This window comes from Pseudomonas sp. 32A, assembly GCF_052682255.1.
Genome location: NZ_JBQYLY010000001.1, coordinates 4,505,373 through 4,519,187 on the forward strand (window position 1 = coordinate 4,505,373; position 13,815 = coordinate 4,519,187).

Genomic DNA, 13,815 nt, shown 5'->3' on the forward strand with positions numbered 1-13,815 from the left:
TTGTGCCTTGGCTGATGATTGGGATTCTAGCGAGCTGGCGGCGTAAGGTACAAATTCGTTCACAGGAATTAGACTATTTGCTCTTCTCGGCGACGAGCGCGCATAAAAAAGCCGCGCGGCCCGAAGGCGGCGCGGCGTTTTTACGGTTTAACTCAGGTGTCTTGCTTGTTTTCCAGGACTTCACCGGTCTTGGCATCCAGCTTCACGTCCCACTTCACATTGGCGGTGTCACGCAGTTCGGTCTCGTAGACCAGGCGGCCGGCTTTGTCTTCCAGTTCGGTGTCAACGATGGTGGCGCCTTTGTGCTGGGCCACTGCCTTGGCGTTGAGTTTTTCAAAATCCATAATGTCGCCGGACTTGAGCAGGCCCGGAATATGGTCCGGGCGAACGTCGGCCTGGGCCAAGCCAGCGGTAAGGGTCAAGGCGGCAGCGGCGAACAAAGCGGTCAGGTTTTTCATGGTGTGATCCTTTGGGGTGAGCTGTTTAAGTGGGATCAGGTTAACCAGCGCAACTTAACTCACCCTTAAGATTGCGCCGTTTGTTCAATCGGCGGCGAGTGCGGGGTTTCATGCTGGCGTCTCACTTACGGGAGGCACAGATGAAACAGTTAATGGCCTGGGTGTATGCGCCCTTGTTCTGGGTGGGATTTATCGGGTGGGCGCTCTGGTGGGTGCAGGTGGATGAGCCGCAGTGGCTGGCGCTGGTATTTGCCTGCGCGGTGGTGGTGTCGTGTGTTACGGAGTGGTGGTTGCCCTATGAGCCGCAGTGGAATCGCAACCAGGGAGATCGTCGTCGCGACGTGATTCATGCGGTGGTCAACGAAGGTCTCAATGCCGCGGGCTTGTTGATCTTGCCGGTGTTGACCGCGTTGCTGGCCGTTGACGGCGTATGGCCACGGGCGTGGCCGCTCTGGGCGCAATTGCTGCTGGCGATCTTCATCGCCGATGCGGGCATCACCCTGATGCATTACGCCAGTCACCGAGTCGCGGCCTTGTGGCGCCTGCATGCGGTGCATCACAGCGTGCAGCGGCTGTACGGTTTCAATGGCTTGATGAAGCATCCGTTGCACCAGATGCTCGAAGCCACGGCGGGTTTGTTGCCGCTGATCCTGCTGGGCATTCCCACGGACGTTGCGCTGCTGCTGGCCCTGGCGATTGCCGTTCAACTGCTGTTGCAGCATTCCAATGTCGACATGCGCCTGGGGCCGCTGCGCTGGGTATTCGCCTGGGCGCCGGTGCACCGTTTTCATCACATGAAATATGGCCGGGCAGGGGATGTGAATTTCGGCTTGTTTTTCAATCTATGGGATTGGCTATTGGGCACGGCGTTTTACAGCCATGACTATCGAATGGGCCAGGGCGATCTGGGGATTGGCAGCCGGCCGGATTTTCCACGGGGGTATGTGGCGCAGTTGCGTGATCCATTCAGGAAGGTGCGATTGAGCAAGGAGCCACCGGTTCCCACCGACCTACTGTAGGAGCGAGCTTGCTCGCGAAAAACCTGAGGGCACCGCGTTCATTCAGGATGCTCGCGTCATCAGTGGCAGCAGTGTCAGTTGCAGCTTGCGCAACGACGCCCCGGCCGTGACGCCAAATAGTTGCTTCATGGTCCGGGAAAAGTGCGCCGAATCGGCGAACCCGGCGCCATGTGCAGCCTCGGTCAAGGTGCTGCCGCCGAGCGCCAGTCCCAGTGCCACCTGCAAGCGACGCCACAGCACCAGGCGACGTACCGGCAAACCCAGTTGGTTGGCGAACAAGCGTTCCAACTGGCTCAACGACACATGCGCTGCCTGTGCGAGTGCGTGAGCCGAGACCTTGCCGCTCAACTGCTGATCCAGCGCCAACAGCGCGCGCTCCACCCGGGCATCTTCCAGTGCGCGTCTCGGCAATTGGCGCAGCGTACGCTCGAGTGCTTCAAGGGACAGTTCACTGTCGGCCAGGGCGGCCTGCAAAAAGTCGAGGTCAAACGCGCCAGGTTCGGCATACACCATCAACACTTCACCATGGGAGTGGAGGAGGGCGTGGGGCATTCTTGAGGGGATAAACAGGCGATGGGCCGTGATGACACGGCCATCGAGGCTGGCCGTGATCGGCCCGCCCGGGGAGAACATCAACTGGTGGGCATAATGTGCGTGGGGCGCGGTGCACCCCGGTATACCCAGGATCAGCCCGTAGTCAGGCCCCAGCCACAGGCGACCTGACCATTCGGAACTCACTCAGTAACCGTTGTCCTGCAGCAGGTCGGCCACACTCGAGGACGGCCAGCGTTTGTAGTACTTCAGCAGTTCGGCGGCGCGGTTGGTGAAGATGCCGTCGACGCCGGCTTTCATCACCTTGTCGAAGTCCACCGGCTCATCCACGGTGTACACGTGCACCAGCATGCCTTTGTCGTGGGTCAACTGGTTCATTTCGGGTTTGACCAGGTCGGAATAGCTCTGGTCGCCCAGGTTGGTCAGCTGTGCCGAAGGGCCAGTACCGATGGCGCCCAGGCTCTTGGCCTCGTCGACCCATTTTTCGAACTCGGCGGCGTCCTTCGGTTCTTGCTTGGCGTAGTAGGCGGCTTTGCTCGGCTCGCCGGACTCGGCGAAGGTCACCTTGGATTTTGGCTCGATGCTGCCTTCACCGACCCACAACAGCAGGATTTTCGGGGTGTTGGGCATCTCTTTTTGCAGTTCTTTGAGGCTGTCCTTTTCAAAGGTTTGCAGCACTACGCGGCCCTTGCCCTGGCCGACGCCGATGTTTTTCTGGGCCTGGTTGGAACCGGTGGAACTCAACCAGCCTTTGTCCAGCAGCTTGTTCTTCAGGTCGGCTTCGATACCCGGGAATTGCTTCGGCTCTTTGGTTTCGATGTACAGGCCGGGTTTGTGCTGCGGGTTGCCTTCGGCGATCTTGATGATTTCGTCCAGGCTGAGGATTTTCAAACCGACGAAGCCAGGGCGGGCGCGATCCGGGTAGGCGACGTTGAACCAGCTGCCGGCGTCCAGGGTTTTAAGCTCGGCCCAGGTGAACTCGTTGGCCGGGCTGTCCTTGCGCTCTGGGAATTTGGTGGCAACGTCGGTGGTGCGTTGCAGGTTGTTGTCATGCAGGGCAAACAGCACGCCGTCCTTGCTGCGTTGCAGGTCCATTTCCAGGTAGTCGGCCCCCAGGTCGCGCGCGACTTTGTAGGCGGCGGCGGTGGATTCCGGTGCATCGAAGGACGCGCCACGGTGGGCAATGACGGCAGGGTTTGGAATGCCTTCGTTGGCCGCGAGTTCGGTAGGGCTGATCGGGCTTGCCGCCTGTGCGTGGCCAAGGCCCAGCATCAGGGCCAGCAGCAGGGCACTCTTGGTAAACGTGACAGGCATAAGCGAAGTCCTTTCGTGGAGGTAACTTTGAGAAGGGCTCCTTTTTAACAATTGCTTGCGAATGGCGCTATCACCAAACCGACATTAACGTGTTCACGGGCCATTTTTCTGCACTTTTGTGCGGTGCCATGCAGTACTCTTGCCCTCAGCTGCCCCATCAGAGGGCAGATTATCTGCCATGCGTGTAAACCATCTTTCCAGTCCAAACAGGACTTTTCAGTGAGGTTTACCATGCGCATCACCTCCGAGCTTATCTGCCAGGCCGCCGACCAACTCCACGGTTTTGTCGGCCTGAACCGCAAGACTGGCCAGTACATCGTTCGTTTCAGCGAAGACGCCTTCGGCATGGACGTGGCCGACGACGGCATTATCCCGACCGCCGAGTTTGTCTGGCAGCCGGTTGACGAGCAGGCCATGACCCTGTCCCGCGAGCGGATCCAATTGCTGCTGGACCAGAACATCGACGATCGCATCAACATCACCGAACCGCTGCGGGTGTATATGCGCCGGGTGGAGATTCCGCAGATCAGTGCGGTGCGCAGTCTGGTCAGTTGAATGCCACATTGTCCCTGTGGCTAGAGCGCTTTTTGTGGAGAGGGAGCTTGCTGTGGCGAGGGAGCTTGCTCCCGCTGGGCTGCGTAGCGGCCCCAAAATCTTGGGAGCGCTGCGCACTCCAGCGGGAGCAAGCTCCCTCGCCACAGAAGCTCCCTCACCACAGAGCCTCCCTTGTCCACATTAAGTGTTTTACACAGGCTGATGTTTCACCGCTCGAACGCGTAAGACCGCTCCACCTTGCACACCCGCGTATGGCACGCCGAGTACCAGGTGGAGCGCCCCTGTTCGCGCACCTCGGTGTGTTCGGCGTGCTGCCTCCACGCCAGGATCGCGGCTTCGCTGCTCCAGTAGGACACGGTGATGCCCAGGCCATCTTCCCCACGCGCCGATTCCACGCCGAGAAAACCAGGTTGTTGCCGGGCCAGTTCCAGCATGCGGTCGGCGGCTTGTCCGTAGCCGTTGTCGCCTTCAGTGCGCAGGGAGCTGAACACCACCGCGTAGTACGGCGGCTTGGGCGTGTTGGCGATCATACGCAGGCCTTCAGCAGTGCAATTGCCAGCGGCGGTGTGATGCCTTTGAGAGCCGCACGTTCCGGCTGGAACAGGGTGGCGACAAAAAACGGATGGTCCAGCAGCTCCACTGCCCGCAGGTCGCCCGCCGAGTCATGGCCGGTGGCAATCAGGTCGGCTTCCAGCAATGCACTTTCGAAGTCTGGATTGATGCCATAGCGGCAACGGTAGCCTTCATGGATATCCAGGGTGGCGTAGGCCTCGGCGATGCGGGTATAGGCCATCAAGCGGATGGTGTCAGTCGCTTCCACCAGCGCACAGGTCAGAGGTGTGAGCACTGCGCGCGGCGAGTCGGGCGCCAGTTCGCCATGTTCTGCGTCGGCCCAGCCCATCACGTTGCGGGCATATTCCAGCACCGCATGTTGAAAACCGCCGCAGGTGCCGAGGAAAGGGCGCCGCTGTTCGCGGGCATAACGGATGGCCAGCAGTGCGCCTTCCAAGTCACGGTAAGGGCTGGCGGGAACGCACCAGAAGCCGTCGTAGTGCTGCAGTTGTTCGGTGGATTTGATCGTGTCGGTGGCCAGCCAGTCGAACCGCACCGTCAGGCCCAACGCCGCGCCGGCCTGTTGCAACGCCAAGGGAATGGCCTGGTGGGCGGTGACTTGTGCATCGTAGTCGCCGATCAGGGCCAGGTGCAGAGTGGTTTTATTCATCGCGGGTATCCGTGGCTTGTTGAGTCCTGGCGCTCACTATAGATTGGCGCTCACGCAATCAATATTGGCGTTAGCCCACATGTTCAATGCAGCTGCGCACTATCAGATCGACTACCCCGACCTTTCCCTGATCCTCGCCCTGGTGCGGGGTGGCACGCTCGCACGGGCGGCGGGGTTGCTGCGGGTGGATGTCTCGACGGTGTTTCGCGCGGTGCGGCGGCTGGAGGCGGCGCTGGGCCAGACACTGTTCGAAAAGAGCCGAGCCGGCTACCTGCCCACCACCTTGGCTACCACCCTCGCCGAACAGGCCGAACGTGCCGAACAGGCGCTGGAAGCGGCACGTGTGGGGGTGGAGCAGGGCGGTGAAGTGATCAGCGGCACGGTGCGCCTGACGTGCACGGATTCGGTGTTGCAGTCACTGTTGCTGCCGGCCCTGGTGCACTTCATGCCCGGCTACCCGGCGCTGACCCTGGAGCTGAGCACCTCCAATGACTTTGCCAACCTCAGCCGCCGCGATGCGGATATCGCCTTGCGCCTGACCAAGGCCCCGCCCGAGCATCTGGTAGGACGTTGCCTGGGCACGGTGTCGTATCGAGTGTGTGCCAGCGCCGACTATGCCCGCCAGCATGCAGGCAAGGCGCTGGCCGCCCTGAGCTGGATCGCGCCGGATGACTTCCTGCCGGATCATCCCACTGTCACCTGGCGGCGCCAGCACTTGCCTGGAGTGATGCCGGCCTATCGCTGCAACAGCATGGTCTCGGTGACCGAACTGGTGCGCGCGGGACTCGGTGTAGCGGCGTTACCGGATTACTTGCTGGGCGCCGGCCTGCAACCGTTGAGCCCGCCGCTGACGGGGCACGACACGGCCCTGTGGCTGCTGACGCGCCCCGATTGCCGGGCGCTGCGCTCGGTGGTTACGTTATTTGATCAGTTGGGCCAGCATGTGCGCTTGCCGGAGCACTGACTGTGGGAGCTGGATGCATGGGAGGGCTAGGTCTTGCGCACGAACTGGTCGTGCATTTCGCTGGTCAGCCCTTCGATGCGTTCGGTCAGTTGCTTGGTCATCTCGGTGAGCTTGGTGTTCTGTTCCAGCAGTTCCAGCAATTGCTTGGTGGTCTGCGCCGCCTGGGCCTGGCGTTCGGTGTTGGCCACGGCCAGGGCTTCGCGGTGCTGGGCGTCGGCGTCGGACTGGGCCTTGTCCCGTGCGGCCTGGCGGGTCTGGGCCAGCAGGATCAGTGGCGCGGCGTAGGCCGATTGCAGGCTGAACGCCAGGTTCAAGAGAATGAACGGATACACGTCAAAGTGCGTGATGCCGGTCATGTTGAGCACGACCCACAGAATCACGATTGCCGTTTGCGCCCCCAGGAATGTCGGGGTGCCAAAGAAGCGCGCGAAGGCTTCGGCTTTCAGCGCAAACGTGTCGTTGCCAAAGGTCGGCGCGAGATGGGCGTGTTTACGGTGAAAGCGCAGATGGTCAACGTGGGCTTCAGGTTTATCCGGGGTCATGGCGGGCTCGAATCCGTGGCGTAAGACAAGCCACCACTATAGACCGAGCCCTTGACCGGACACATGAAGAAGCCTGTCGCTTACCTGTTGCCCCGTTCATTGGCAAACGCACTCACCGCCTGCACCGCCTCGCTGGCGCCGTCGCGAATCTGCAGGATCACGGTGCCGGCCTGGTTCGCCAGGTCCACGCCCTGGGCGGCGCGGTCGCGGGTGCCGTCCATGCTGTCGATGGCCTGGCGGGTTTCGGTCTGGATCATCTCGATCATCGAGGAAATCTCCGCCGTTGAACCGCTGGTGCGCGCCGCCAGTTGCCGGACCTCATCGGCCACCACCGCAAACCCACGGCCTTGCTCACCCGCCCGCGCGGCTTCGATGGCGGCGTTCAAGGCCAGCAGGTTGGTCTGGTCGGCAATCCCGCGAATGGTGTTGACGATGGCGGTGATCTGCTGCGAGCGCTCGCCCAGCTTGGCGATCAGCGTGGAAGAACCGTCGATGTTGGCGGCAATCTCGCGCATGCCCGTAGCCGTCTGCTGGATCACCTCGGCGCCTTTTTCGGCGAAGTCCCGGGTTTGCAGCGAGATGTGATAGGCCTGGGTCGCGCTTTGCGCATCGGCGGCGTGTTTCTCCACCATGGCCGTGACGTCGGAGGCGTACTTCACCACCTTGCACAGGCGCCCGCTGGCGTCGTACACCGGGTTGTAGTTGGCTTCCAGCCACACCACATGGCCGTTTTTGTCGACGCGTTCGAACTGCCCGTTGAACAGCTCGCCCTGGTTCAGCCGTTGCCAGAACTCGCTGTAGGCGCTGCTGTTGGCCAGCTCCGGTGTGCAGAACATGCGGTGATGCTTGCCCTGGACCTGCGCCAGGCTGTAGCCCATGCGATGCAGGAAATTCTGGTTGGCACTGATGATGGTGCCGTCGAGGTTGAACTCGATCACCGCCATGGCGCGGTCGATGGCCTGCAACTTGGCGCTGGCTTCGCTCTCGGCCTGCATTTTCGGGGTGACGTCCATGGCGTACTTCACCACTTTCACCACGCTGCCGGACTCGTCGCGCACCGGGTTGTAGCTGGCCTCCAGCCAGATCGGCTGGCCGCTGCGGGTGATTCGTTCAAAGGTGCCGGACTGGAACTGGCCGTTGCGCAGTTGCGTCCACAGCTGGCCATACTCGGCGCTGCGGGCGAAGGCCGGGGTACAGAACAGGCGGTGGGACTGGCCCACCACTTGATCGGCGGTGTAACCCATGGCCTTGAGAAAGTTCTCATTGGCCCGCAGGACCGTGCCTTGCAGGTCGAATTCGATCACCGCCATTGAGCGGTCGATGGCGTCGAGAAGGCTGGCTTGCTGGGCGAGGGTGGCTTGCAAGGTACTGATGGTTTTTTTATGGGCGTTGAATAGCATGGTCGTGTGCTCGGGGGAAGCAAGCGTCAGGGGTATCCATGGGGGCGCCTGCCACCGTATGGCTCAAGCATACGGCGAACGTGCTCATTGCCAGCTTCCTTGTGCTGACAGAGGGTGGAACAGCGGGTTCTGAGTCGTAGGGTCGGCCAGAAGTTCTACGGCGACCGACCAATGGCGGCATTATGCTATCGGTCGGTGGTGGCTGCGTTTAATTCAGACGAGGTGTAATTCGCGGGATTCAAGCGCTATGAGCGACCACATAGTCGCTGATATTGACGCGGTTACGGCCAGTGTCCTTGGCCGCGTACAGCGCGCGGTCCGCTGCGTTGAGCCACATGGCCGCGTCGGTGAAGGCCGGTTGGAACGACGCCAGGCCGATGCTCAGGCTGACCCGCAGCTCGGGGATTTCCGGATGACGGTAGTTGCTGAACACTTCGCGCATGCGCTCCATGACCTGCGCGGCCTGTTCCAGGGGCATGTCCGTAAGAATCACACAGAATTCGTCGCCGCCGTAACGCCCGGCCAAGTCGTTTCCCCGCAGGTTGCGTCGCAGCTCCAGGCTCAGTTGGCGCAGGACCTGGTCGCCGATGATGTGCCCGTAGCTGTCGTTGATCTGCTTGAAGTGATCGATATCGATCAGCGCGATGGTGGCGTGGACCTGTTGTTGCTGGCACTTGTGAAACGTCAGGTGCAGCAGGTCTTTCCACGAGCCGTGGTTGAGCAGGCCAGTAAGGCTGTCGGTGCGGCTCAGGGCGCTCAGGGCACGTTTGTGTTCCGACAGTTTGATCGCCAGGCGGTAGCAGACCATGCCCAGCGCCATCGGATACAGCGTCAGCATGGGCAGGCAGGCGTAGACCTGAACCAGGCTGACATCGGGGTTGAACTTGATACCGAACAACAGCCATGCCACGCCGATGCCCACCAGTTGCGCGACTATCCCGTGGAGGAACAGGCGTTTGCCGCCGGCGGCGACGTTGTTCATGGTCATCATCGACAGGATGGTCACGGCGGTAAGGGGCGTGAACTGCGTGGTAGCCGCCCAAAACCCGCCGAGCAGCGAGTCGTAGAGCAAGTTTCGTCGTTCAGCCTTGTAGGGGAAGTCAGAACGGGTCGACAGTTGGTACGCCAGGTGCGCCCAGCCAAAACCATTGAACAGCAGCAACCCCCAGACCCAGCCAGGCATTTGCAGTGGGTAAAGCGCAGCGATGACGCTGATGCAGCCGATGCCCAGGCCGATGATCCTTGGCTTGTAGATACGTCTGGCAAATGACAGCCCTTTGCCTCGTTGGTTTTCCATAAATTCCTGGGTCGATTCTTTTTTTGCAGGTACGACGGCACACGTGATCGGGAAAACCACTGGTCGGATAATACGTGTGAATATTGTCAGTTATTCGCGCGGGAATAATCAGTGTCCTTCCAAGCCATTTGCAAAGGACACAGGGCGAATCAGACAAAAAACGACCTTGGATGTCGTTCCTGAAACAGGTCAGTGCTGCGGCACCACCTCATAGCCCGCCAGAAACAGATCGATGGCTGACTCGATGACGTTCGCTTGGGCGTCGGCGTCCAGGGTTGGCTGGCCGAGGGTGATCTGTGGCCAGAAGGCAAAAGCCTTAAGCAGGCTTTGCACCTGGTGGGCGGCGAAGCACGGGTCGGTGCAACTCAGCCGGCCGTCTTCCTGGGCGGCACGCACCCATTGGGTGAAGCCTTCTTCGCGTTTGCTCAGGCGGTTGACCATGTCCTGGGCGCGTTCCGGCGAGTGGATGGTGGCGGCAATTGCCACACGGGCCAGGTCGAGGAAGTTGGCGTCCGACATCATCGTCATCTTCGCCTGCAGCAACCCGCGCAATTGCTCGCGCAACGGGCGGTCGCTGGCGTAGCTGACGTCCAGCTGCGCAACGCTGCTGGCCCACAGTTGATGCAGGATCTCGGCGAACAGTTCTTCCTTGCTGGGGAAGTGGTTGTACACCGTGCGCTTGGAAACCCCCGCAGTGGCGGCGATCTTGTCCATGCTCGTGACCTCGAAACCGTTGTCGCGAAACTCGGCGATGGCAGCTGCCACGATGGCTTCGCGTTTACGGTCGGTGAGGCGTCGAGGTGCAGTCATGGGGGATTTCGGCTCTGAAGGGAAAATTACACTCGGTAGTTTACTTGCTCCGAGTTTTGTTGCAATGTAGAAACTACACTGTGCAGTGTAATTTCAAGAGCAGCCTGCAGGAGTTCCTCGGTAATGGCCACGATCTCAACCCGTCTCGACAGTTCTTCTTCAGCGCCCAAGTCTTCCGAACAGCAGCAAGGTCACTTCACCAATCAGAAGCCCATCCAGCATGGCGGCTTGGGCAAGACCTTGGGCATCATGTGGAAGATGCTTTTCCAGAAGCCCCGCAGCACGCGCCCGGTGGGTGAGATCCCGGTGCAGCCGCTGACCCGTGAGCAACTGTTTGCCGCCCCCGACCACAGCGTGTTCCGCCTTGGGCACTCCACTGTCCTGCTGAAAATGCGCGGCAAGTTCTGGCTGACCGACCCGGTGTTCGCCGAGCGCGCATCGCCGTTCAGTTGGGCCGGCCCCAAGCGTTTCCACCAACCGCCGATCAGCCTTGAAGACCTGCCGCCCATCGAGGCGGTAATCCTTTCCCACAATCACTACGACCACCTGGACCACAAAGCCGTGGTGCAACTGGCGGACAAGACCCGCTATTTCCTCGCGCCCCTGGGCGTGGGCGATACGTTGGTCAAGTGGGGTGTGGATGCCAGCAAGGTGCGGCAACTGGATTGGTGGCAGGGCACTGAAGTGGACGGGATTCGCTTTGTTTCCACGCCGGCCCAGCACTTTTCCGGGCGTGGCCTGTTCGATGGCAACCAGACGCTGTGGTGTTCGTGGGTGATGATTGACGGCCCGCGGCGGATTTTCTTCAGCGGTGATACCGGCTATTTCGAGGGCTTCAAGCGTATCGGCGAGCAGTACGGTCCGTTTGATCTGACCCTGATGGAAACCGGTGCTTACAACGTCGACTGGCCCCACGTTCACATGCAACCGGAAGAAACCCTGCAGGCGCACATCGACCTGAAGGGCCGCTGGTTGCTGCCGATCCACAACGGCACCTTCGACCTCGCGTTTCATGCGTGGCACGAACCGTTCGACCGCATCATGGCGCTGGCGTGGGAGCGTAATGTGTCGATCACCACGCCGGCGATGGGACAGGCGTTCATGCTCAATCAGCCGGAGCGCGGGCAGGCCTGGTGGCTGGAAGTCGAGCACGCGGGTAACGAGCAATATGTCGGCGGGTGATAGCTATTTGGTGCAATCCCGCCGCTGAGTTGCAGGTTGTTTCCGACCTACAGCCGTCCCGATAAAAGGATGCAATCATCCCTCGAAAATCAGTTTCGAGGCGTGGGTGTATATGGACGACAAGAGTAGGAAGGTCACAGCGTCGGGTGCGTTGTGTCTGTTTAAACAGACAATCTCGGGGGACAGTTCTGTTTCCCCGCCTTGCGCCCTGACCGTCAGCAAGGGCGTCGTGTTTGGTGCTGACACTTGCGGTGCAATCGTCAGCTCCGGCGATCACCCCAGCGGTCCGGAGTTTGACTCCCCGAGTGGCTACGGCCCCCGGTTCGATATCCCCGGCCCCCTGATGCGCACCGTGCGCGACCCTTCGTTATCACTGATCGCCCTCGGCGGCATCGACCCTGAGGGGCCGGTGATGGTGGAGATTCCGCCGGTCGTCGATGCAGGCCATCTGATCAACACACGGCCGTTGGCTGGCAGCCGCATTGGTTTTGCCAGTGAATATGTTGCAGGTGATGTGCGGGAAATGATCGAACACAGCGCGCACTTTGCTCAAGTCCTGAACGTACTGCGCACAGCCGGTGCGGAGTTGGTGCCTGTGTCTGCGCGGGTGACGGATGACGCGTGCCATTTCACCCTGGACCCTGGCAACGAAATTAACGATCGGATCACGGAAAATCGGCTGGATGGGCTGGTGTCCGATGCGCAAAGTGCCGCCTTTCATCAAGCTGCCACTGCAGGTAACCCGAGCTTTCGCATACCCGTCGGCACCGATGCTGACGGGGTTTGGAGGTTTATCTGGTTCTATGGTGCGCATTGGTCTGGAGATCGTCTGGCGGCGTTGGTGCGAGGTTGCCGGCAGGTTTTAGGACGGCTTTAAGGACCTACGCCAAGGAGAGAGTGATCGCACGCCGCAGTAAGAGTTGCCCCCGAGTCATCGAGTATTTCGCTTCTTAGACTGAGGCAGGGATATCGAACGGTATTCCCAACATTCAGGCAGGCGGGGAGTATTTATGATCGGACCAGGTTTGGGCGCGGGATGGGCAGCGGGGCTTTTCGAGGCGGTGGTGAACCCGCCGCAAGCCTACAGGAGTGCCGACGATTTGGCGGCGGACATGACCCGGCCCAATGGGGCCAGTTCCGATTCGGTGGTGAGGGATTCACTGAAGCTGATCGCCAACATGGACAAGGGCTTGCAGGGCGGCAATGCGTTCATCGAAATCAATCCTGACGCTCGTGTGAAAGCCCGTGCGCTGGATCAGGAACGGGCCGAAGGCAAAGTGCGTGGGCCTTTGCACGGCGTTCCGATAGCGCTCAAAGATGTGTTCGAAACCAGCGACAAGATGCAGACCAGCGCTGGCTCCATGGCACTGGTGGGCAGGCCCGCCTCAAAGAACGCCAAGGTAGTGGACAACCTGCTGAAGGCCGGCGTGGTGATTATTGGAAAAACCAACATGAGTGAATTGTCCAATTTTCGCTCTGAAGAGCCGGTTCACGGCTGGAGCTCCAGGGGCGGTTTGACCCTCAACCCGCATCGGTTGGATGGCCAGGCGGCCGGTTCGAGTACAGGCTCTGCCGTCGCCGTCGCTCAAGGGATCGTGCCCTTGGCATTGGGGGTCGAAACCAATGGTTCAATCATTACGCCGGCGGCTTACAACGGTGTTATTGGTTTCAAACCGACCGAAGGATTAGTGAGCACCGAAGGGGTGATGACCAGTTCCCGCCAGGATACCGTGGGCACCTTCACTCGCAACGTGCGTGATGCGGCCCAGGCACTGGATGCGATGACAGGTACCAACCTCTACACCCAGGGGCTCAAGCCTGACGCCTTGGTGGGCAAGCGCATCGGCTATACGCCATTGCCTGAGTTATCGGCAAAAGAGGCCAACGACCCGGCCAAAAAAGCCGACAGGCAGCACTTCGAGGATGCCATTACGCTGCTGCGGACCAAGGGCGCGACATTGGTACCCGTGGATCAGCTGGGTGAAGGCGTGTCGTACGAAACGTACGAAAAATACAACGATGCACTGTTATCAGACGTTAAACACCAGCTTGAGGCCTATCTGGCACGACGGGCAGGCTTGCCGGTGAAGTCGCTGTCTGAGCTGATTGAATTCAACGAGCGCAACAGCGGCCCGGGTGTGCCGGATCAACAGATGCTCACCCTGATCAACGAGATGGATATCAGTGATGAGGCGCGCAATGAGTTATGGGCTGCCATAGGGCCGATTTTCAAAGGCACCATCGATAAGCCGCTGACCGAGCATAAGCTTGATGCAATGATGTCCAACTTTCACTCATACAGTTACTACTACTCGGCGGTGGCCGGTTACCCCGGCATCTCCATACCATCGGGCATGGACGACGAAGGGATGCCGACAGCCGTTCACTTCTATGGGAAAAGTTTGAGCGAAGCCACGTTGCTTTCGGTCGCCTACGGTTATGAACAGGCCTCCCAGGCAATCAGGAAGCCTGCGTTTAAACCCGGCCTGCGCTAGTCCGG

General features: G+C 60.4%; 15 protein-coding genes. 6 read left to right on the top strand and 9 right to left on the bottom strand.

Translation table 11 applies throughout. The features are described 5' to 3' along the window. Nucleotides 1–152: 152 nt before the first annotated feature. The gene (locus tag ACUN0G_RS20755) at nucleotides 153–458 is read right to left on the bottom strand and encodes a PepSY domain-containing protein (protein WP_445574158.1); all 306 of its coding nucleotides are present in this window, start codon (nucleotides 456–458) and stop codon (nucleotides 153–155) included. 140 nt (nucleotides 459–598) lie between these two features. On the opposite strand from ACUN0G_RS20755, the gene ACUN0G_RS20760 reads away from it, so the two are divergent. Further along, on the top strand, nucleotides 599–1,477 hold the full coding sequence (locus ACUN0G_RS20760) for a sterol desaturase family protein (RefSeq protein WP_445574159.1): 879 nt from the start codon (nucleotides 599–601) through the stop codon (nucleotides 1,475–1,477). Between the two features lie 42 nt (nucleotides 1,478–1,519). Here the strand turns inward: ACUN0G_RS20760 and ACUN0G_RS20765 are convergent, their stop codons facing one another. Together ACUN0G_RS20765 and ACUN0G_RS20770 are read right to left on the bottom strand one after the other, a co-directional pair. Then, a complete protein-coding gene (locus tag ACUN0G_RS20765; RefSeq protein ID WP_445574160.1) occupies nucleotides 1,520–2,215 on the bottom strand; it encodes an AraC family transcriptional regulator in 696 nt (231 codons plus the stop codon). Beyond that, nucleotides 2,216–3,343: a glycerophosphodiester phosphodiesterase gene (locus tag ACUN0G_RS20770; protein ID WP_445574161.1), complete on the bottom strand. Its 1,128-nt coding sequence runs from the start codon at nucleotides 3,341–3,343 to the stop codon at nucleotides 2,216–2,218. A gap of 231 nt (nucleotides 3,344–3,574) precedes the next feature. Between ACUN0G_RS20770 and ACUN0G_RS20775 the strand changes: the two genes are divergently transcribed. After that, nucleotides 3,575–3,898 carry a DUF2025 family protein gene (locus tag ACUN0G_RS20775; RefSeq protein WP_258347296.1) on the top strand — a complete coding sequence of 108 codons (324 nt, stop codon included), beginning with the start codon at nucleotides 3,575–3,577 and terminating at the stop codon, nucleotides 3,896–3,898. Between the two features lie 206 nt (nucleotides 3,899–4,104). On the opposite strand, the gene ACUN0G_RS20780 is transcribed toward ACUN0G_RS20775, so the two are convergent. Then, on the bottom strand, nucleotides 4,105–4,428 hold the full coding sequence (locus tag ACUN0G_RS20780; RefSeq protein ID WP_445574162.1) for an antibiotic biosynthesis monooxygenase family protein: 324 nt from the start codon (nucleotides 4,426–4,428) through the stop codon (nucleotides 4,105–4,107). After that, a complete protein-coding gene (locus tag ACUN0G_RS20785; RefSeq protein WP_445574163.1) occupies nucleotides 4,425–5,120 on the bottom strand; it encodes a CTP synthase C-terminal region-related (seleno)protein in 696 nt (231 codons plus the stop codon). Before ACUN0G_RS20785 ends, ACUN0G_RS20780 begins: the two co-directional genes overlap by 4 nt. 79 nt (nucleotides 5,121–5,199) lie before the next feature. Between ACUN0G_RS20785 and ACUN0G_RS20790 the strand changes: the two genes are divergently transcribed. Further along, a complete protein-coding gene (locus tag ACUN0G_RS20790; RefSeq protein ID WP_445574164.1) occupies nucleotides 5,200–6,084 on the top strand; it encodes a LysR family transcriptional regulator in 885 nt (294 codons plus the stop codon). 26 nt (nucleotides 6,085–6,110) lie between these two features. Here the strand turns inward: ACUN0G_RS20790 and ACUN0G_RS20795 are convergent, their stop codons facing one another. The 4 genes from ACUN0G_RS20795 to ACUN0G_RS20810 form a co-directional block, all read right to left on the bottom strand. Then, nucleotides 6,111–6,626, bottom strand: coding sequence for a DUF1003 domain-containing protein (locus tag ACUN0G_RS20795; RefSeq protein ID WP_258347292.1), 516 nt, complete (start codon nucleotides 6,624–6,626; stop codon nucleotides 6,111–6,113). Between the two features lie 80 nt (nucleotides 6,627–6,706). Then, the gene (locus ACUN0G_RS20800) at nucleotides 6,707–8,026 is read right to left on the bottom strand and encodes a methyl-accepting chemotaxis protein (RefSeq protein ID WP_445574165.1); all 1,320 of its coding nucleotides are present in this window, start codon (nucleotides 8,024–8,026) and stop codon (nucleotides 6,707–6,709) included. A 238-nt stretch (nucleotides 8,027–8,264) separates the two neighbouring features. Next, complete coding sequence (locus tag ACUN0G_RS20805) at nucleotides 8,265–9,323, bottom strand: diguanylate cyclase (protein ID WP_445574166.1); 1,059 nt, start codon at nucleotides 9,321–9,323, stop codon at nucleotides 8,265–8,267. A gap of 189 nt (nucleotides 9,324–9,512) precedes the next feature. Then, entirely contained in the window at nucleotides 9,513–10,133 is a 621-nt protein-coding gene (locus tag ACUN0G_RS20810; RefSeq protein ID WP_258347289.1) for a TetR/AcrR family transcriptional regulator, read from the bottom strand. Between the two features lie 123 nt (nucleotides 10,134–10,256). Here ACUN0G_RS20810 and ACUN0G_RS20815 point away from each other — a divergent pair, with 123 nt between their 5' ends. The 3 genes from ACUN0G_RS20815 (at nucleotide 10,257) to ACUN0G_RS20825 (ending at nucleotide 13,810) form a co-directional block, all read left to right on the top strand. Next, entirely contained in the window at nucleotides 10,257–11,315 is a 1,059-nt protein-coding gene (locus ACUN0G_RS20815; protein ID WP_258347288.1) for an MBL fold metallo-hydrolase, read from the top strand. 112 nt (nucleotides 11,316–11,427) lie between these two features. After that, complete coding sequence (locus ACUN0G_RS20820; protein ID WP_445574167.1) at nucleotides 11,428–12,192, top strand: hypothetical protein; 765 nt, start codon at nucleotides 11,428–11,430, stop codon at nucleotides 12,190–12,192. Nucleotides 12,193–12,427: 235 nt separating this feature from the next. Beyond that, nucleotides 12,428–13,810, top strand: a complete 1,383-nt coding sequence (locus tag ACUN0G_RS20825; RefSeq protein WP_445575579.1) for an amidase family protein — start codon at nucleotides 12,428–12,430, stop codon at nucleotides 13,808–13,810. Nucleotides 13,811–13,815 lie beyond the last annotated feature (5 nt).

Bases quoted from the DNA above. Each gene is read 5' to 3' on its own strand.
- ACUN0G_RS20755 (WP_445574158.1), bottom strand. From the start codon at position 458: ATGAAAAACCTGACCGCTTTGTTCGCCGCTGCCGCCTTGACCCTTACC.
- ACUN0G_RS20760 (WP_445574159.1), top strand. From the start codon at position 599: ATGAAACAGTTAATGGCCTGGGTGTATGCGCCCTTGTTCTGGGTGGGA.
- ACUN0G_RS20770 (WP_445574161.1), bottom strand. From the start codon at position 3,343: ATGCCTGTCACGTTTACCAAGAGTGCCCTGCTGCTGGCCCTGATGCTG.
- ACUN0G_RS20775 (WP_258347296.1), top strand. From the start codon at position 3,575: ATGCGCATCACCTCCGAGCTTATCTGCCAGGCCGCCGACCAACTCCAC.
- ACUN0G_RS20780 (WP_445574162.1), bottom strand. From the start codon at position 4,428: ATGATCGCCAACACGCCCAAGCCGCCGTACTACGCGGTGGTGTTCAGC.
- ACUN0G_RS20785 (WP_445574163.1), bottom strand. From the start codon at position 5,120: ATGAATAAAACCACTCTGCACCTGGCCCTGATCGGCGACTACGATGCA.
- ACUN0G_RS20790 (WP_445574164.1), top strand. From the start codon at position 5,200: ATGTTCAATGCAGCTGCGCACTATCAGATCGACTACCCCGACCTTTCC.
- ACUN0G_RS20795 (WP_258347292.1), bottom strand. From the start codon at position 6,626: ATGACCCCGGATAAACCTGAAGCCCACGTTGACCATCTGCGCTTTCAC.
- ACUN0G_RS20800 (WP_445574165.1), bottom strand. From the start codon at position 8,026: ATGCTATTCAACGCCCATAAAAAAACCATCAGTACCTTGCAAGCCACC.
- ACUN0G_RS20805 (WP_445574166.1), bottom strand. From the start codon at position 9,323: ATGGAAAACCAACGAGGCAAAGGGCTGTCATTTGCCAGACGTATCTAC.
- ACUN0G_RS20810 (WP_258347289.1), bottom strand. From the start codon at position 10,133: ATGACTGCACCTCGACGCCTCACCGACCGTAAACGCGAAGCCATCGTG.
- ACUN0G_RS20815 (WP_258347288.1), top strand. From the start codon at position 10,257: ATGGCCACGATCTCAACCCGTCTCGACAGTTCTTCTTCAGCGCCCAAG.
- ACUN0G_RS20820 (WP_445574167.1), top strand. From the start codon at position 11,428: ATGGACGACAAGAGTAGGAAGGTCACAGCGTCGGGTGCGTTGTGTCTG.
- ACUN0G_RS20825 (WP_445575579.1), top strand. From the start codon at position 12,428: ATGACCCGGCCCAATGGGGCCAGTTCCGATTCGGTGGTGAGGGATTCA.